Genomic DNA, 17,532 nt, shown 5'->3' with positions numbered 1-17,532 from the left:
GAAGCCGATGTCCAGTCCGTACAACAGCGACACGTATCCCCTCCCCGTGTCGGTCGCGTTCAGCGGCCCCGACAACACCGGGAAGACCAAGCAGATCGGAATCCTCGCCCGGTGCATGGGCCCGGCCGCGACCTCCGCGGGCCCGCTCGACCACTACGACCCGCGCTGGGCCGCCATCAAGGCCGACGGCATGGCCCGCTGGTGGTTCGAGACCGGACCGGTCGAGGAGGTCGCCGACGTCCTCACCACCTCCTACCTCGAACGCTCCCGGCACCCCTTCTCCGCGCCGGTGCGCCTGCTGGACCGGGGCATCCCGATGCTGGAGGCGTCCGTCGCCGCCACGGTCGCCGTACGGGAGGACCTGGGCGCCGAGCAGGCCGCGGACCGGGCCCGGCTCCTGCTGGCCCCGTACGAGACCGACCTGAGGTCCGCAGAGAAGGGCGAGTACGCCCTCGTCCTCCTGCACTGCGACGACCCGGAGGAAGGCACCCGCCGGAGCCTGGCCCACGAGGTCACTGTCACCGGCACCTATGCGGCGTACCAGCGCCACCTCCACGAGCAGATCAACCGGCTCGTCGACGACGGCCGCTTCCCGATGGCGATCCGCATCGGCGACCGGCCCACCATCGCCATCCAGGACGAGGCGCGCCAGCTTCTCGCACCCCTGCACCCGGAGGTACCCGGCAGGGCCCTGGCCGGAGTACACGTCACCGCGCTGGGTGGCATGTCGGAGAGCGGCAAGAGCACGGCCGGCGAGTACCTGCGCACCCAGCACGGCCACGCCCGCCTCAAGATCGGGTACCTCATCGAGGAAGCGGCCGGCCGGGCCGGGATCCACGACCCGTACCGGCTGGGGTCGGTCGTGCAGGCCGAGCTGATCGTGGATGCGCTGGACCGCTTCTGCCAGGCCCACCACTTCCTCGACTCCGTCAGCATCGAGTCGCTGCACGACTTCGACTCGACCGCCGAACTCGCCCGGATGCTCGGACCTCAGCTCACCATCGCCTACCTGGACGCCTCCGAGGTCACCCGCACCCGGCAGGGCACCGCCGGGACCCAGGACGTCGTGGACCGTGACCTCGTCAAGAGCGCACGAGGTGCGGACAAGATTGTCTCCATCGCCCACGAGGTCATCGACAACGACGGGCCGCGCCTGATGCTGGAGCGGCGGCTGGACCGCATGGCGCTCGACCGTCGCTGGCCGGAGCACCAGCCCTCCACCATGCCGGTCAACGCGCTCGGACTCCCCGTGCACCTGGAGTCGTACCTCTCCGAGTTCCTCGACCGCACCACCGGCCTGCGCCCGCTGATCGACCTGCTGGCGGTCACCGGCAGCGGCGCCCGGGGCAAGTACCAGCACGGCTGGAGCGATCTCGACGTCCTGGTCGTGGCCGACGCCTCCTCCCTCGGCGAGATGCGCCAGATCCTCGCGGATCTGGAGGCGGAACTCGGCGGGGTCAAGCTGGGCATGACCGTGCTGACCCGGGCCGAGTGCCGGGCCGGCGCCGTCACCTCCCGGCTCCTCCATGTCCTCGCACTCATCGGCAGCGGCGCTCTGGTCCCCCTGTGGGCCACCCCCGGACTGGCCCTGCCTGCTCCGGACGCGGCCACCGACGTCGCCGTGAGCCTGCGCGACGGCATCCAGGCCGCCGTCGAGATCCGCCGCCAGCTCCTCAAGGGAACACCCGACCTCCGCGCCCTCTACAAGGTCACTGCGCTGCTCGCGAAGATCCAGCTCCGCTTCTGCGGGATCGAGTGCCCTTCCGACAGCGACGCCCTCACCGTCCTCCTCGACGCCAAGCGGCAGGACACGAGCTTGGTGACCACCGCCTGTACCGAGCGGCCGGACGCCGAAGCGCTCGCACGCCTCGTTCTCCAGGCTTGGCTGGACACCCTCCCCGGGGAGACACGGTGAACGCGATCCCCCGGCGAGCCGCAGCCACGGCCGGTGTCTTCAACAAGCCGGTGGCGACCCGCGAGCAGGCCGAAGCCGAGGCGAAGGGATGGGCACGGCTTGCCTCTCGCATCGCAGTCCCGGCCTTCCGCGGACAGATCGCGTTACCGGACAGGCAGCTCCTCGCCTACGAGGACGTCTTTGCCACCGGCCGGTGCGAGCTACTCATGGGCGACGTGATCGCCCTCGCAGACCGGGATCCGGCGGTCCAGCCCCGCCTGGACCGCCTCGTGGACGGCGTCTGCGCCGACCTGCGGGCAGCGGCCGAGGAGACCGGGAAGAGCGTGCGGCTGGCCGAGTGCGTCCCGGACCTCTACCTCGACCGCATCCGGCCCGGTGGCCGGCTGGACCGCTGGTACCTGCGCCATGACCTGTCGCTCGCCCTGCCCTACACCGGTACGACCCTCACTCTCCGGGAGCTGGCCGACTTCACTATCACCGCCAACGGCAGACCGCTGAGCTTGAACGTCGCCGATACCATCGACCGCCTCCGCCAGGCCCTGACTCCGGACCGTTGTTGGCTCGCCGGTCTGACGCAGGGCGACCCCACGGAACCCAACATCGCCGACCCGCTGTGCTGGCTCGACTTCGAGTTCGCCGGCCGCAACACCGTCGCGGGCGAGGCAGCCAACCTGCTCTGGTACCTGATGGCCCTGGGCGGCTGGCTCGTCCCCCGCTACCAGCCGGACGTGTACGCCCGCACCCTCCGCCTCGCCCTGCCGCCCCTGGCCTGCCCGCACATCGAACGCCTGCAACTGCACCGAAGCAGTCGGCACATCGACGTCCGGTACTTCTGGAACACCGGCCCCGGCCGCACTGCAGCCATCACCCGCGCCCTGGAGGGCCTCCACTGGGAGAACGGCAGCGACCTGGAGGAGATCCGCGCCTTCCTCGCCCTTCGCCTCCTCGGGGTCATCCTGCCCACCCGCTTGACCGGACACGACCTCCTGCTCGTCCTGATCAAGCTCGCCGAGAGCCAGGACCCGCACACGACGCTCGACACCTTCTTCACCACCACACCGGCCCCTCAACCCCACCCGGGAGAACGGAGCAGCGATGTCCCTTCCTCTGCTTGAGACCCCTCTCCGGACCCGGCCGCTCCAGGGCCGCAACGCTCTTGTCACTGGCGGCGCCACTGGCATCGGCGCCGAGATCGGGCGGGCACTCGCCGCCGCCGGAGCGACCGTCGTGGTCAACCACCTCGGCCAGGACCTCGACGCCCACACTCTCCTTGCAGCCTTCGAGCGCGCGGGCAGCCCCGGGATCGCGGTGAACGCCGACCTGTCCGACCCAAACTCCGTCCGGACCATGGCCGACCTCGTTCGCGCCGAGATCGGACCCGTCGACATCCTGGTCAACAACGCGGGCTCCTACCCCCGCGTCACCTGGCAGGACACCGACGAGACCGCCTGGAACTACTCCCTCGACGTGAACCTCACCGCCCACTACCGCACCTGCCACGCGCTCACCCCCGGCATGATCGAACGCCGCTGGGGCCGGATCGTGAACATCGGCAGCGTCAACGCCCGCGCCGGCCGGACGAACCTCGTCGCGTACAGCACCGCGAAGGCCGGACTGCTGGGCCTGACCCGCTCCCTCGCCCGCGAACTGGGCCCGTACGGGATCTGTGTCAACACTGTCATGCCCGGGGCCATCCAGGTGGAGGCCGAGAACGCCCTCCCCGCCCGGCACCGTGCGCGGCCGGAGGACCAGATCAAGCGCCAGTGCGTCCCGCGCCGTGGCAGGCCCGAGGACGTCGCGGCTCTGGTGGCGTTCCTCGTAGGCCCCTCCGCCTCGTTCATCACGGGGCAGTCCGTCCACGTTGACGGCGGCTGGCTGCTGCACTGAGACCGTCAACAAGCAAGGAGACGAACCGAAATGATCGAACGAGTCCGTGCCGTCCTCGTCACCGCGGACGACACGATGCTGGTCATCCGCCGCACCAGGCCCGGCATCCCCGAGTACTGGGTCCTGCCCGGCGGCGGCGTCGAACCCAGCGACGAGTCCCGCGAGGCCGCCCTCCATCGGGAGATCCACGAGGAGATCGCGGGGAAGGCCGACATCGTCCGCCTCTTCCACACGATGGAGTCCGATGACGAGCGCCAGCTCTTCTACCTCGCCCGCATCGCGACCTGGTCTTTCGACGACCGCACCGGTCCCGAGTTCAGCGCCGAAGGCCGAGGCGAATACGCGCTGGAGGAGATCCCACTGACCATGGAGGGCCTCGACGGCATCGACCTCAAGCCCGAGGAGATCGCCCACGTCCTGCGGGGAGCCATCAGCGCCGGAAGCCTTGGAGCCGGGGCATCGCTCTGAGCCTTCGAGTACATCAACACGCCGCCAGGACCGGCACTGAGATGAGCCGGCCCTGACGGCGTTCCCATGTACTGCTGCATGAACGTGAGGGTGCGTTGCTTGGGCGGTCTCCGCGTCACCGACTCCTTGGGCGGGAAGCCGTCGGCGTGGGGCTCGGGGGGCGGAGCCGGGCTGGACGAGCCCTGCGGCCTTGGCGGCCAGAGGCTTCTCGATTGCCGGTTTCTGAAAGCGGTTCAGGCGCCAGGTGAGGACTTCGCTGAGGTTGGTGGCGGTGTCGAGTTCTCGGTGGCGCGCGGCTTGGGTGAGGAGCGCGGCGGGGTCGTGGCCCGCTGTCGTGGCGTCGTTGAGGGTGGCGGCGAGGGCGGGCCAGCCGGGTTCGGTGAAGATCTGCTCGGCCAGGCCGGGTAGCGCTTGGCGTACTGCGGCGTCCTGTCGCTTCAGCAGCCACTGGGCGAGATTCTGGCCCCGGTGGTGGAGCGCGGTCAGGGGCTCGGTGGCTGCGGCCCGGTAGGCGGCGTGGAGGTGGTCGGCGGCCTGGCGGGCGGCTTCGGCCTGCTGCTGGTGGTCGAGGGTGCGGTGCCAGTGCTGGGCGGCGACGACTGCCAGGAGAAGGGCGTCGAGGAGGGTTGCGAGGAGGACGCCGTCCTTCGGGGCGGGTTCACGCAGGATCGCTTTCACCGCTCGGCGGGTGGCCTGGGCCTGTTGGTGCTGGGCACGGATGCGGGACCGGGCTGCGCGTTCGAAGGTGGTGGCGGCCTGGATGAGGTGTGGCCGGAGGCCGGTGGAGGTGATCAGGGGGAGTGCGTCGAGGGCTTCGGCGAGGACGGTGATGTGGGCCTGTCCGGTCTCGTCCTCGTCGTGGGCGAGGTGGTCTGGCGTCTGGTCGATGGCGAAGGCGAGCCGTCGCCAAGCCGGGGCTTCGGTCCGTTCCGGCGGAGTTGCCTCGGTGGCCGTGAGGCGTTCGGCGATCTTGGGGTAGGAGAGGTCGGGGGCGAGGGTGGAGCCGGAGAACCACACCGGCTCGCCCTGGGCGTTGGTGTCGCTGTCGAGGGCGACCTTGTAGCTGCGGACGTCCCCGGACGGGAAGTACTGGACGTCGACAAGGGCGCCGGTCCCCTCGACGAGCCGGAAGAACTCCTCGGTGGTCGTGGCTGCCGAGACGGCGGTGCGGACGATGGTGCGCAGGTGCTCGCGTGCGGTCCGGGTGTTCCCTGTGCGGCGTGCCTTCTCCTGCTCGGCGCGGGTGGGGCGCTTGGCGGCGGTGCGGTCGCCGCGCGGCACCTGGCACAGCTCGTATTCCTTCTCGATGGCGACGAGCTCGTTGTCGGCGTGCAGGAAGTCGTTCCAGTTGCGGGGCGGGTGGAGGTCGCCTCGGACCTTGTGGCGACGATGTGGATGTGGTCGTCGGCGTGGCAGACGGCGACCCAGCGGCAGGCGTCGGGGTCGCCGGCGGGGGCGATGCCGGTGGCGTCGAGGACGCGGCGGGCGATGGTGGCCCACTCGTCGTCGGTCAGGTGGCGGTCTTCGGGAGCGGCGCGGATCGAGCAGTGCCAGACGTGGCTCTTCGGCGCTTTGTGGCCGGCCTGCTTGACCCGCAGGTCAAGGGCGGTGGCGAGCTGGGCGAGGGTGCCGGCGGGGTCGCGGCCGGGGTCGGGGGCGAAGCCGTCCCAGGAGGCGACGAGGTGGGGGTCGGTGTGCTCGTTGGCGAGGCCGGGCCCGCAGAGGTAGTTCAGGACGCCTCGGGTCTTGTGGCCGGGCTTGACGATCTTCGCGATCAGTCAGGCCGCCCAACGCTTCGTGGCCGCCACATCGGCTGCGACGTCGACAGCCGTGACCGTCTTCTGGATGAGGGCCACGAGTCGTCTGGCCTTGGCGAGCACGGCGGCGTCCACAGGGTGTGCGTCGCCGCCGGAGTTGAGACGCTTGGCAATCTGGTTCGAGTTCATGCCGATCCTGGCGACCTGCTCGCGTAGGGCCGCGTACTCGTCGATCAGGTCGTCGGCGGCGGTGCGCCCGGCGGGAAGGGCGAGGTCGTCGTTGAGGTGCGCCATGACGACGGCGCCGGCCGCAAGTGGCGCAGGGCCCGGGACAAGGTGGGGCTGCCCGAAGGCTTCCGCTTCTACGACCTACGGCACACGGGCAACACGCTGGCGGCTGACACCGGTGCCAAGCTCAAGGACCTCATGGTCCGAGCCGGCCAGTCATCCGAGCGCGCGCAACTGATCTATCAGCACTCCACCAAGGAGCATCAGCGCAGGCTCGCCGCCAACATCGATCTCGACGTGCGCCGCCAACAGTCGGCTGCAGCCTCGGGATGTGGCGGCGCGACCGTTCACCCGCTGGTGCCGCGTCCTCTCGGACCATCCGCCCCACGGGCTGCGCGGGGTTGATCGCACAGGAGCAGACAGTCCGCACCGTGTGTGTGACGCAGGGCACTTGGAAGTGATCTCACGATGCGGAACCCGGTAGTGGAGCGCTCGCCCTCAAGGGTGACGGATCCACTATTGATGCAGATGGAAGGGTCGTTATGGCACGCGAATGGCACGAGCCCTAAAAATGGTCTAGACAACAAACAAGGCCCTGGTCTCCGACCAGGGCCTTCATCATGGAGCGGGTGACGAGAATCGAACTCGCGCTCTGAGCTTGGGAAGCTCATGTTCTACCATTAAACTACACCCGCGAGGTGTGCCGCCGAAGCGGCGTCTACCGTCCCATACTGTACCCCATGCCAGGTCCCCGGCGTTTGAGCCGTGGGGCCTTTTTGTTGTGGGAGGAGGGTGGATGCGTGTGCCGTGGGCGGGAGTTGGGGGCGTAGCGTGGGTGGTCGGAGTGCCGCCTGGAGTGGCGTCCTGTTCATCCCCTAATGTGGCTTTCTCGTCCAAGGCTTGTTGGGGAAGGGACTTGATGGACTCCATGGAGCGCACCGTCGTCCGCTGTGCCGAAGGGCACGTTTTCGCTACCGCTTCGTTCCCGATGCAGCAGCTCGGGTCCGGGCGGATCGGTCCCGGGCGGCTTATTCGCTGTCCGCGTTGTGCGCGGTTGCGGCATGCCGTGCCCGTGGTGTCCGAGCGGCGGTAGTGGCGGTGGCAGGGCGCGCGGGCGGTCCCGGATTGGGGTGGGCCCGCGCGTTCTGCGTATCCTCGGGGCGTGCTTCTCTCAGATAAGGACATCCGGGCCGAGATCGACGCCGGACGTGTGCGCATTGATCCGTTCGACGCGTCGATGGTGCAGCCCTCGAGCATCGATGTGCGGCTCGACCGCTACTTCCGGGTGTTCGAGAACCACCGCTATCCGCATATCGATCCGGCCGTCGAGCAGGCCGATCTGACTCGCATGGTCGAGCCGGACGGGGACGAGGCGTTCATCCTGCACCCCGGTGAGTTCGTGCTCGCTTCGACGTACGAAGTCATTTCGTTGCCCGACGATCTCGCGTCGCGACTGGAGGGCAAGAGTTCGCTGGGGCGGCTCGGGCTCGTCACGCATTCGACCGCCGGGTTCATCGACCCCGGATTCTCGGGGCACGTGACGCTGGAGCTGTCGAATCTGGCGACGCTGCCGATAAAGCTGTGGCCGGGGATGAAGATCGGGCAGCTGTGCATGTTCCGGCTGAGCTCGCCCTCGGAGTTCCCGTACGGCTCCGAGCGGTACGGGTCGCGGTACCAGGGCCAGCGCGGGCCGACCGCGTCGCGTTCCTTCATGAATTTCCACCGGACCCAGGTGTGATGACCATGAGCGGCGATGCGAACGTGGACGACGCGCGGGAGAACCTCACTTACGAGGGGTTCGGCCGCGCCGTGCGTGAACTGGCGCAGACCGTGGCGGACGACGGGTTCGAACCGGATGTGGTGCTCAGCATCGCGCGGGGCGGGGTATTCGTCGCCGGCGGGCTGGCCTACGCGCTGGACTGCAAGAACATTCATCTGGTGAACGTGGAGTTCTACACCGGGGTGGGCACCACCCTGGAAATGCCGGTCATGCTGGCGCCCGTTCCGAATGCCATCGACTTCTCGGACAAGAAGGTCCTGATCGCCGACGATGTCGCCGATACCGGGAAGACGCTGAAGCTGGTACGTGATTTCTGTATCGATCACGTCGCCGAGGTGCGCAGCGCGGTCATCTACGAGAAGTCGCATTCGTTGGTGAAGTGCGAATACGTGTGGAAGAAGACCGACCGCTGGATCAACTTCCCGTGGAGTGTGGACAAGCCCGTCGTGCGACGCAGCGGGCAGGTTCTGGACGCCTGAGCCCCGGACAGGCAGCCCGGACAGGCAGCCCGGACCGGCAGCCCGGACGCGGCCCGGACCGGTCCGGACGCGGGTCGGTCAGTGGCGGCCGAGGGCGTTGAGGCGGGCTGCCCGGCGGGTCAGGTGGTCGCGCTCCGGGAGGGTGGGGGCCTTTCCGGCCGCCTCCGCGTAGAGGCGTGCCGCTGTCGTCAGGTCGCCGTCGCGTTCGTGGAGGTAGGCCGCCGCGGCGGTGTGGCGGGGGAGTGATTCGTCCAGCGTCGCGAGTGCTGCCAGGCCGGCGCGGGGTCCGTCCGCCTCGCCGACGGCCACCGCGCGGTTGAGGCGGACGACCGGGCTGTCGGTCAGGCCGGCGAGCTCGTCGTACCACTCGACGATCTGCACCCAGTCGGTCTCCTCGGCGGTGGGTGCGTCGGCGTGGAGGGCCGCGATGGCGGCCTGGGCCTGGAATTCGCCCAGCCGGTCGCGGGCGAGGGCCGCCTGGAGGATCTCGACGCCCTCGGCGATCGACTCGGTGTCCCACCGGGTGCGGTCCTGCTCGGCGAGCGGGACCAGACTGCCGTCCGGCGCGGTCCGCCCGGCGCGCCGGGCGTGGTGGAGCAGCATGAGGGCGAGCAGCCCCGACACCTCGGGGTGGTCGATCGCGCCCGCGAGCTGCCGTGTGAGCCGGATGGCCTCGGCGGCGAGGTCCACGTCGCCGGAGTAGCCCTCGTTGAACACCAGGTAGAGGACGCGCAGCACGGTGGCGACGTCGCCGGGCCGGTCGAACCGCACGCCCGAGACGGTGCGCTTGGCCCGGCTGATGCGCTGCGCCATGGTCGCCTCGGGCACCAGATAGGCCCGGGCGATCTGGCGGGTGGTGAGCCCGCCGACGGCGCGCAGGGTGAGCGCGACCGCGGACGACGGGGTCAGCGACGGGTGGGCGCACAGGAAGTAGAGCTGGAGCGTGTCGTCCACCCCGGGAGCGGGTCCGGGCGCCGGTTCCTCGTCGACGAGGTCCTCGCGCCGACGGCGGGCGGTCTCCGCCCGGGTCGCGTCGAGGAATTTGCGCCAGGCCGCGGTGATCAGCCAGCCCTTCGGGTCACGCGGAGGGTCGGCCGGCCAGACGCGGACCGCCTCGACCAGCGCGTCCTGCACGGCGTCCTCGGCCGCCGCGAAGTCGGCTCCGCGGCGGACGAGGATCGCGAGCACGCTCGGTGTGAGGCTCCGGAGCAGGGCCTCGTTCATCGGCGAGGTCACTCGGTGATGGTGGGCATCGCGGTCAGGAACGGGCGCAGCTCCAGCCACTCGTGGATCGGCTTCCCGCCCGCCCCGGGGGCTGCCGACAGCTCCCCGGCCAGCTCGACGGCGCGCTCGTAACTGTCGACGTCGATCACCATCCAGCCGGCGATGAGGTCCTTGGTCTCGGCGAACGGACCGTCGGTGACCGGCGGGCGGCCCTCGCCGTCGTACTGGACGAAGGTCCCCTCGGGGGCGAGCGCCTGCGCGTCGACGAACTCACCGCTCTGCTCCAGCCGGGCCGCGAAGTCGTTCATGTACTTCATGTGCGCGGTGATCTCCTCCGGCGTCCACCGGTCCATGGGGACGTCGTTCACGGGGCTCGGTGCGCCGCGGTAGTGCTTGAGAAGCAGGTACTTGGCCATCGTGTTCTCCTCGGTGCCGGTGCGGACCATTGTGGTCGCGCTCACCACCGGGACGGAGCACGGCACGGGTTCTCGACATCACCCGCCCATGGATCCCGAAATAGTTTGCCCGGGAACTCCGAAACCCCCGGCTCACGGAATGTGCCGGGGGTTTCGGGGGTGTGGACGCGCGGGCGTACGTCAGATGGTGCCCAGCTTGATGATCGACAGCAGGGCGATCAGCTGGATCGCGGACGCGCCCAGAGCCTTCGGCCACGGCAGGTCGTGCGATTTGCTCACCATCGAGGTGAAGAGCGCGGCCGAGGCCAGCCAGGTGACCCAGCCGAGGATCTGGACCAGGGAGTTCTCGCCGCCGAGGAAGACCGCGAATATCAGGCGGGGCGCGTCCGTGATCGACATGATCAGCATGGACAGGCCCACCGTCGGCTGCCACGCGCCGTCGCCGCCCAGCTGGCGGGCGAGGGTGTGGGTGACCGCGCCGAGGACCAGGCCGCCGATGACGAAGCCGAGGCCCGTGATGACGACGTAGGGCACGGCCGTGGAGATCGTCGCGTGGATCGCGTCGTCCCGGGCCTGGTCGAAGCCGAAGAGCGCGAGCAGGCCGTACAGGAACGTGACGATGAGCGCCGGACCCCAGACGGGGTAGTCGCGCATCTGCCAGAACGTCGGCCCCGGGCGGAGCACGATGCCGCTGAGCAGCTGCTTCCACGGCAGCCGGGGGCCCGCGGGCTGGGCGGGGGCCTGGCCGGCGCGGTAGGTGTCGCCGGGGCCGTACGGGTCCTCGCCGATGCTGAACGCCTGGGTGTGGCCGGGGGAGTTGGCGTACGGGTCGCCGTGCTGCGGGGAATTGTGGGGGTGCTGGGGGTGCGGGGGCTGGTTGTACGGGTCGCCGAAGTACTCCGGTTCGCCGTGGCCGCCCTGACCGCCGCCGTTGTAGCCGCCACCGTGGCCACCACCGTTGTAGCCGCCGTTGCCGTGTCCGCCGTGTCCGCCGTTGTTGTACGGGGGCGGGGCCGCGTTGCCTCCTGCCGGCGGCCAGGGCTGTTGACCGTACGGCGGTGGTGCCTGTGTGCCGTACGGCTGCTGCCGCGGTTGCTGTTGCGCTTGCTGCGGGGTGCGGTTGTCCCGGCCGCGTCCGATCCTGAATCCAGCCACGTCATCGAACGTACCTGGTCCGGGCCGGTGCGGTCAGGGGGCCTGGGGAACCTGCCCGCCATTGCCGCCGAGCTGTGACATCCCCTAGGGGAACCCCGGGGGGACAGCCCCAGGGCGTCGGGGGAGTCGCGGAGGAAAGCGGAAGCGGCCGGTCCCGCCCCCATGGGCAGGTCCGGCCGCTTCCGTCGTGCGGCTCGCCGGGCTACTTCACCGGCTCCGGCTCCGGAGCGTCGGCCGACTCCGCCTCCCCGGCCGGGTCGGCCGGGGTCTTCACGGAGTCCAGCAGCAGCTGCGAGACGTCGACCACCTGGATCGACTCCTTCGCCTTGCCGTCGTTCTTCTTGCCGTTGACCGAGTCGGTCAGCATGACCAGGCAGAACGGGCAGGCGGTGGAGACGATGTCCGGGTTGAGGGAGAGGGCCTCGTCGACGCGCTCGTTGTTGATGCGCTTGCCGATCCGCTCCTCCATCCACATCCGGGCACCACCGGCGCCGCAGCAGAAGCCGCGCTCCTTGTGGCGGTGCATCTCCTCGTTGCGCAGGCCCGGGACCTTCGCGATGATCTCGCGCGGCGGGGTGTAGATCTTGTTGTGACGGCCCAGGTAGCACGGGTCGTGGTACGTGATCAGGCCCTCGACCGGGGTCACCGGGATCAGCTTGCCCTCGTCGATGAGGTGCTGGAGCAGCTGGGTGTGGTGGATGACCTCGTACTCGCCGCCGAGCTGCGGGTACTCGTTGGCGATGGTATTGAAGCAGTGCGGGCAGGTCGCGACGATCTTCTTCGTCGCCTTCGCCTTCTTCGTCGAGTCGTCCTCGTCGTCCTCGCCGAACGCCATGTTCAGCATCGCGACGTTCTCCTGGCCGAGCTGCTGGAACAGCGGCTCGTTGCCCAGACGGCGGGCCGAGTCACCCGTGCACTTCTCGTCGCCGCCCATGATCGCGAACTTGACGCCCGCGATGTGCAGCAGCTCCGCGAAGGCCTTCGTGGTCTTCTTGGCGCGGTCCTCCAGGGCGCCGGCGCAGCCGACCCAGTAGAGGTAGTCGACCTCGGTGAGGTCCTCGACGTCCTTGCCGACGATCGGGACCTCGAAGTCGACCTCCTTGGTCCACTCGACGCGCTGCTTCTTGGCCAGCCCCCAGGGGTTGCCCTTCTTCTCCAGGTTCTTGAGCATCGTGCCCGCCTCGGACGGGAACGCGGACTCGATCATCACCTGGTAGCGGCGCATGTCGACGATGTGGTCGATGTGCTCGATGTCGACCGGGCACTGCTCCACGCACGCACCGCAGGTGGTGCAGGACCACAGCACGTCCGGGTCGATGACGCCGTTCTCCTCGACCGTGCCGATCAGCGGGCGCTCGGCCTCGGCCAGGGCCGAGGCGGGGACGTCCTTCAGCTGCTCCGCGGTCGCCTTCTCGTTGCCCTCCATGTCCTTGCCGCCGCCGGCCAGAAGGTACGGGGCCTTGGCGTGCGCGTGGTCGCGCAGGGACATGATCAGGAGCTTCGGGGAGAGCGGCTTCCCGGTGTTCCAGGCGGGGCACTGCGACTGGCAGCGGCCGCACTCGGTGCAGGTGGAGAAGTCCAGCAGGCCCTTCCAGGAGAAGTGCTCGATCTGCGAGACGCCGTAGACGTCGTCCTCGCCCGGGTCCTCGAAGTCGATCTCCTTGCCGCCGGAGGTCATCGGCAGCAGCTCGCCGAGCGAGGTCTCACCCTTGGCGTTGCGCTTGAACCAGATGTTCGGGAACGCCAGGAAGCGGTGCCAGGCGACACCCATGTCCTGCTTCAGGGCGACCGTGATCATCCAGATGAAGGAGGTCGCGATCTTCAGGCCGGCGAAGAAGTAGGTGAGGTTCTGGAGGGTGGAGACGTCCATGCCCTCCAGCCAGTTGACGACCGGGTACGAGATGAAGAAGGAGGACTCGTAGCCGTCGACGTGGTGCTGGGCGCCTTCGAGGGCGTGCAGCATGAAGATGCAGACGCCGACGATGAGGATGACGGCCTCGACGAAGTACGCCTGGCCGAAGTTGGACCCGGCGAAGCGGGACTTGCGGCCCGGCTTGCGCGGATGGGCCAGCTGCCGGATCACGATCAGGGTCAGGATGCCGAGCACGGTCATCGTGCCGATGAACTCGACGAAGACGTTGTACGGCGCCCAGTCGCCGATGATCGGCAGAAGCCAGTCGGCCTTGAAGAGCTGACCGATGGCGTTGACGATCGTCAGCAGCAGGGAGAAGAAGCCCACCGCCACGAACCAGTGCGCGACACCGACGATGCCCCAGCGGTTCATCCGGGTGTGGCCGAGGAACTCCCTGGCCACGGTGACGGTGCGCTGTGCGGGCTCGTCCGTGCGGGTGCCCGCGGGCACGTTCTGGCCGAGCCGCATGAAGTTGTAGATCTGCAGGAGGGCGCGGAGGAACAGGGCCACGCCGACCACGATCAGAACCAGCGACACGATGATCGCGGCGAGTTGCATTTGAGGGCTCCTCGGGCCTGCGAGGGTGGGGAGGGTCGGATCCGGCGTCAATGAGACGCGTACTGGCGATTATCAGTGATTACTAAGCAGTAACTTAATCAGTCTGTGCTGACACTACCCACTTCTTCCGCCGCGCTGTAGCCGGACAGGCGGTGATCTGTGTCGCTCAGGCGTGCCTTGCCGCGCCGGGCGAAGCCTTGGGCCGCCTCGCGCAGCGGAGTGTGTACGGCGCTCGCCAGGATGGCCAGGTCCAGCCGCACTCCGTGGTGCTCGGCGTAGTGCTGGTCCAGCAGGGCCGGCTCGTCCCACGGCATCCCGGAGCGGGAGCGGACCTGGGCCAGGCCGGTGAGTCCCGGTTTCAGTTCCTGCCGCCAGTGTCTCGCGCCGGAGGAAGCCGAGGTTCCGGCGGGGTCGGTGCCGGTCCGCGGGTCGTCCGGTGCCAGGGGTTCCGGGCCGACCAGGGAGAGGTCTCCCCGGACGACGTACGGCAGCCGGGAGAGCAGGTCCAGCCGCAGCCGCCGGGTGCGCAGTGAGCGCAGTACGAAGACGTGGCCGTCCAGGCCGACCCGGGGGGAGTGGGTCAGTACGCCGCCCGGGGGTCGCCGCGCCGCCAGGGCGAGGGCGCCCGCGGCGAGCAGCGGGGTGGCCAGGGTCAGGAGCGCCGAGCCGAGGGTCAGGTCCAGTACGCGCTTGGCCGGCGGGGGCTCCCACTGCCGTACCCGTGCGCGTACCGCGGACAGGGCCGGTGGCGGCCCGTTCCGCCTCGTGCTCCGGGTCGGTGGCGGCCCGGAGTGCCTCGCGCTCCCCCTCTGTCCTTGTGTCTGCATCGTTCGCACCTGCCTGGGTTCACGGCGGATCGAGTGCCGGTTTTGCGTGGCTCACGGCATTTTGTGACAGAACGATCCCACGGGGTGATGATGGGGAAGGGCTGCGCCGCCCGGGGGGTGGGGGTGTCGCGGGTGGGGGTGTGGCGCGCGATCGGGCCGAAAGGCCGGGAAATGGCGGTCCGCGCGGGGTCTGTGCACGATAGTTGAGTCGCCTCGACTCAGGTCTGTTGACAGTGAGGCGGGGGTCGTGCATCCTTGAGTCAGATCCACTCAAGTAGTCAAGCTGGAGGAATTGAAATGGCACGTGCGGTCGGCATCGACCTGGGCACGACTAACTCCGTCGTCAGCGTTCTCGAAGGCGGCGAGCCCACCGTCATCACCAACGCAGAGGGCGCCAGGACCACGCCGTCCGTCGTCGCCTTCGCGAAGAACGGCGAGGTGCTGGTCGGCGAGGTCGCCAAGCGCCAGGCAGTGACCAACGTCGACAGGACCATCCGCTCGGTCAAGCGCCACATGGGCACTGACTGGAAGATCGACCTGGACGGCAAGAGCTTCAACCCGCAGCAGATGAGCGCCTTCATCCTGCAGAAGCTGAAGCGCGACGCCGAGTCGTACCTGGGTGAGAAGGTGACCGACGCGGTCATCACCGTCCCCGCGTACTTCAACGACTCCGAGCGTCAGGCGACCAAGGAGGCCGGCGAGATCGCGGGCCTGAACGTCCTGCGCATCGTCAATGAGCCGACCGCCGCCGCGCTGGCGTACGGGCTCGACAAGGACGACCAGACGATCCTCGTCTTCGACCTCGGTGGCGGCACCTTCGACGTGTCGCTCCTGGAGATCGGTGACGGCGTCGTCGAGGTGAAGGCCACCAACGGTGACAACCACCTCGGTGGTGACGACTGGGACCAGCGCGTCGTCGACTACCTGGTGAAGCAGTTCGCCAACGGGCACGGCGTGGACCTGTCCAAGGACAAGATGGCTCTCCAGCGTCTCCGCGAGGCCGCGGAGAAGGCGAAGATCGAGCTCTCGTCCTCGACCGAGACCACGATCAACCTGCCCTACATCACGGCGTCCGCCGAGGGCCCGCTGCACCTGGACGAGAAGCTCACGCGCTCGCAGTTCCAGCAGCTCACGGCCGACCTCCTGGACCGCTGCAAGAGCCCGTTCCACAACGTCATCAAGGACGCGGGCATCCAGCTCTCCGAGATCGACCACGTCGTTCTCGTCGGTGGCTCCACCCGTATGCCGGCCGTCGCCGAGCTCGTCAAGGAGCTGACCGGTGGCCAGGAGGCCAACAAGGGTGTGAACCCGGACGAGGTCGTCGCCATCGGCGCCTCGCTCCAGGCCGGTGTCCTCAAGGGCGAGGTCAAGGACGTCCTGCTGCTCGACGTCACCCCGCTGTCCCTCGGTATCGAGACCAAGGGCGGCATCATGACGAAGCTCATCGAGCGCAACACCACGATCCCGACCAAGCGCTCCGAGATCTTCACGACGGCCGAGGACAACCAGCCGTCCGTGCAGATCCAGGTCTACCAGGGCGAGCGCGAGATCGCGGCGTACAACAAGAAGCTCGGGATGTTCGAGCTGACCGGCCTGCCGCCGGCCCCGCGTGGCGTCCCGCAGATCGAGGTCGCGTTCGACATCGACGCGAACGGCATCATGCACGTCGCCGCCAAGGACCTCGGCACCGGCAAGGAGCAGAAGATGACCGTCACCGGCGGCTCCTCGCTGCCGAAGGACGAGGTCAACCGGATGCGTGAGGAGGCCGAGCAGTACGCGGAGGAGGACCACCGCCGCCGCGAGGCCGCCGAGTCGCGCAACCAGGGCGAGCAGCTCGTCTACCAGACGGAGAAGTTCCTCAAGGACAACGAGGACAAGGTCCCCGGCGACGTGAAGACGGAGGTGGAGACCGCGCTCACCGAGCTGAAGGAGAAGCTCAAGGGCGAGGACACCGCCGAGATCCGTACCGCCACCGAGAAGGTCGCGGCCGTCTCGCAGAAGCTCGGCCAGGCGATGTACGCCAACGCCCAGGCCGACGGTGCCCCGCAGGGCGACCCGCAGCCGGGTGCCCAGCAGGCCAAGGCCGATGACGATGTCGTCGACGCCGAGATCGTGGACGACGAGAAGGACGCCAAGGGCGGTGCGGTGTGACCGAGGAGACTCCGGGTTTCGAGGAGAAGCCCGACGTCCCCTCCGGCGCCACCCCTGACGGAGCTGAGCCGAAGGACGCCTCTTCCTCTTCGGAGGAGGGGGCGGCCCCGGCCGGGGACGGAGTACAGACAGTCGGCCTGACGGCCCAGCTGGACCAGGTCCGCACCGCGCTCAACGAGCGCACGGGCGACCTCCAGCGGCTCCAGGCCGAGTACCAGAACTATCGCCGCCGCGTCGAGCGGGACCGGGCCACGGTCAAGGAGATCGCAGTCGCGGGTCTCCTGTCCGAGCTCCTGCCCGTGCTCGACGACGTCGGCCGGGCCCGCGATCACGGCGAGCTCGTGGGCGGGTTCAAGTCGGTGGCCGAGTCTCTGGAGACGGTCGTCGCCAAGCTGGGCCTGCAGCAGTTCGGCAAGGAGGGCGAGCCCTTCGACCCGACGATCCACGAAGCCCTGATGCACTCGTACGCGCCGGACGTCACGGAGACGACCTGCGTGGCGATCCTGCAGCCGGGGTATCGGATCGGCGAGCGCACCATCCGCCCCGCGCGGGTGGCGGTGGCCGAACCCCAGCCGGGTGCGACGCCGGCCGCAGCGAAGGAAGAGAAGGCAACCGACGAGGAGAGCGGTGGCACCGAGGAGGTCTGACATTCCGTCCGACCACCTCGCGGCCCACCGCCCGGGGCGGGGGGGGGGGGCCCCCCCGGGGGCCCGCGCGCGCCCGCGGGGGGCGGGGGGGGGATAAAAAAAACAAAGCCCCCCCCCCAAATCACACA

15 protein-coding genes, 1 tRNA gene and 1 pseudogene are annotated in these 17,532 nt (G+C 69.2%); 10 read left to right on the top strand and 7 right to left on the bottom strand.

Translation table 11 applies throughout. The features are described from left to right. Positions 1 to 7: 7 nt before the first annotated feature. From ACFVH0_RS32940 to ACFVH0_RS32920, 5 genes are all read left to right on the top strand, one after another. Positions 8 to 1,915, top strand: a complete 1,908-nt coding sequence (locus ACFVH0_RS32940) for a nucleotidyltransferase domain-containing protein (RefSeq protein WP_385826255.1) — start codon at positions 8 to 10, stop codon at positions 1,913 to 1,915. Further along, the gene (locus tag ACFVH0_RS32935; protein ID WP_385826253.1) at positions 1,912 to 3,030 is read left to right on the top strand and encodes a hypothetical protein; all 1,119 of its coding nucleotides are present in this window, start codon (positions 1,912 to 1,914) and stop codon (positions 3,028 to 3,030) included. Before ACFVH0_RS32940 ends, ACFVH0_RS32935 begins: the two co-directional genes overlap by 4 nt. Next, a complete protein-coding gene (locus ACFVH0_RS32930; protein ID WP_385826251.1) occupies positions 3,011 to 3,802 on the top strand; it encodes an SDR family NAD(P)-dependent oxidoreductase in 792 nt (263 codons plus the stop codon). Before ACFVH0_RS32935 ends, ACFVH0_RS32930 begins: the two co-directional genes overlap by 20 nt. Positions 3,803 to 3,832: 30 nt before the next feature. Next, positions 3,833 to 4,270, top strand: coding sequence for an NUDIX domain-containing protein (locus ACFVH0_RS32925; protein ID WP_385826249.1), 438 nt, complete (start codon positions 3,833 to 3,835; stop codon positions 4,268 to 4,270). 468 nt (positions 4,271 to 4,738) lie between these two features. After that, entirely contained in the window at positions 4,739 to 5,998 is a 1,260-nt protein-coding gene (locus ACFVH0_RS32920) for a hypothetical protein (RefSeq protein WP_385826247.1), read from the top strand. Positions 5,999 to 6,048: 50 nt separating this feature from the next. Here ACFVH0_RS32920 and mobC read toward each other — a convergent pair whose 3' ends face one another. Next, positions 6,049 to 6,321: a plasmid mobilization relaxosome protein MobC gene (gene mobC / locus ACFVH0_RS32915; protein WP_385826245.1), complete on the bottom strand. Its 273-nt coding sequence runs from the start codon at positions 6,319 to 6,321 to the stop codon at positions 6,049 to 6,051. 12 nt (positions 6,322 to 6,333) lie between these two features. Between mobC and ACFVH0_RS32910 the strand changes: the two are divergent. After that, positions 6,334 to 6,660: pseudogene (locus ACFVH0_RS32910) on the top strand (site-specific integrase); the annotation flags it as partial. Positions 6,661 to 6,876: 216 nt separating this feature from the next. Here ACFVH0_RS32910 and ACFVH0_RS32905 read toward each other — a convergent pair. After that, positions 6,877 to 6,950, bottom strand: a tRNA-Gly gene (locus tag ACFVH0_RS32905). A 467-nt stretch (positions 6,951 to 7,417) separates the two neighbouring features. On the opposite strand from ACFVH0_RS32905, the gene dcd reads away from it, so the two are divergent. After that, positions 7,418 to 7,993 carry a dCTP deaminase gene (gene dcd / locus ACFVH0_RS32900; RefSeq protein WP_072487843.1) on the top strand — a complete coding sequence of 192 codons (576 nt, stop codon included), beginning with the start codon at positions 7,418 to 7,420 and terminating at the stop codon, positions 7,991 to 7,993. A gap of 5 nt (positions 7,994 to 7,998) precedes the next feature. Next, on the top strand, positions 7,999 to 8,514 hold the full coding sequence (locus ACFVH0_RS32895) for a phosphoribosyltransferase (RefSeq protein WP_385826243.1): 516 nt from the start codon (positions 7,999 to 8,001) through the stop codon (positions 8,512 to 8,514). A gap of 78 nt (positions 8,515 to 8,592) precedes the next feature. On the opposite strand, the gene ACFVH0_RS32890 is transcribed toward ACFVH0_RS32895, so the two are convergent. The 5 genes from ACFVH0_RS32890 to ACFVH0_RS32870 form a co-directional block, all read right to left on the bottom strand. After that, complete coding sequence (locus ACFVH0_RS32890; RefSeq protein WP_385826301.1) at positions 8,593 to 9,738, bottom strand: RNA polymerase sigma factor; 1,146 nt, start codon at positions 9,736 to 9,738, stop codon at positions 8,593 to 8,595. Between the two features lie 8 nt (positions 9,739 to 9,746). Beyond that, a complete protein-coding gene (locus tag ACFVH0_RS32885) occupies positions 9,747 to 10,154 on the bottom strand; it encodes a YciI family protein (protein ID WP_385826300.1) in 408 nt (135 codons plus the stop codon). Between the two features lie 180 nt (positions 10,155 to 10,334). After that, the gene (locus ACFVH0_RS32880) at positions 10,335 to 11,309 is read right to left on the bottom strand and encodes a Yip1 family protein (RefSeq protein WP_385826241.1); all 975 of its coding nucleotides are present in this window, start codon (positions 11,307 to 11,309) and stop codon (positions 10,335 to 10,337) included. Between the two features lie 202 nt (positions 11,310 to 11,511). Beyond that, positions 11,512 to 13,779 (bottom strand): (Fe-S)-binding protein, encoded by a 2,268-nt coding sequence (locus tag ACFVH0_RS32875; RefSeq protein ID WP_385826239.1) that lies wholly within the window; start codon positions 13,777 to 13,779, stop codon positions 11,512 to 11,514. Between the two features lie 98 nt (positions 13,780 to 13,877). Next, positions 13,878 to 14,606, bottom strand: a complete 729-nt coding sequence (locus ACFVH0_RS32870; protein ID WP_385826237.1) for a sugar transferase — start codon at positions 14,604 to 14,606, stop codon at positions 13,878 to 13,880. Between the two features lie 297 nt (positions 14,607 to 14,903). Here ACFVH0_RS32870 and dnaK point away from each other — a divergent pair, with 297 nt between their 5' ends. Beyond that, entirely contained in the window at positions 14,904 to 16,757 is a 1,854-nt protein-coding gene (gene dnaK, locus ACFVH0_RS32865; RefSeq protein WP_385698714.1) for a molecular chaperone DnaK, read from the top strand. Beyond that, positions 16,754 to 17,404 carry a nucleotide exchange factor GrpE gene (gene grpE / locus ACFVH0_RS32860; protein ID WP_266417311.1) on the top strand — a complete coding sequence of 217 codons (651 nt, stop codon included), beginning with the start codon at positions 16,754 to 16,756 and terminating at the stop codon, positions 17,402 to 17,404. The genes dnaK and grpE overlap by 4 nt, the downstream gene beginning before the upstream one ends. Positions 17,405 to 17,532: the final 128 nt, after the last annotated feature.

Source organism: Streptomyces sp. NPDC127117, assembly GCF_042677325.1.
Lineage (GTDB): Bacteria > Actinomycetota > Actinomycetes > Streptomycetales > Streptomycetaceae > Streptomyces.
This window is presented reverse-complemented; position numbering and strand designations above follow the sequence as displayed.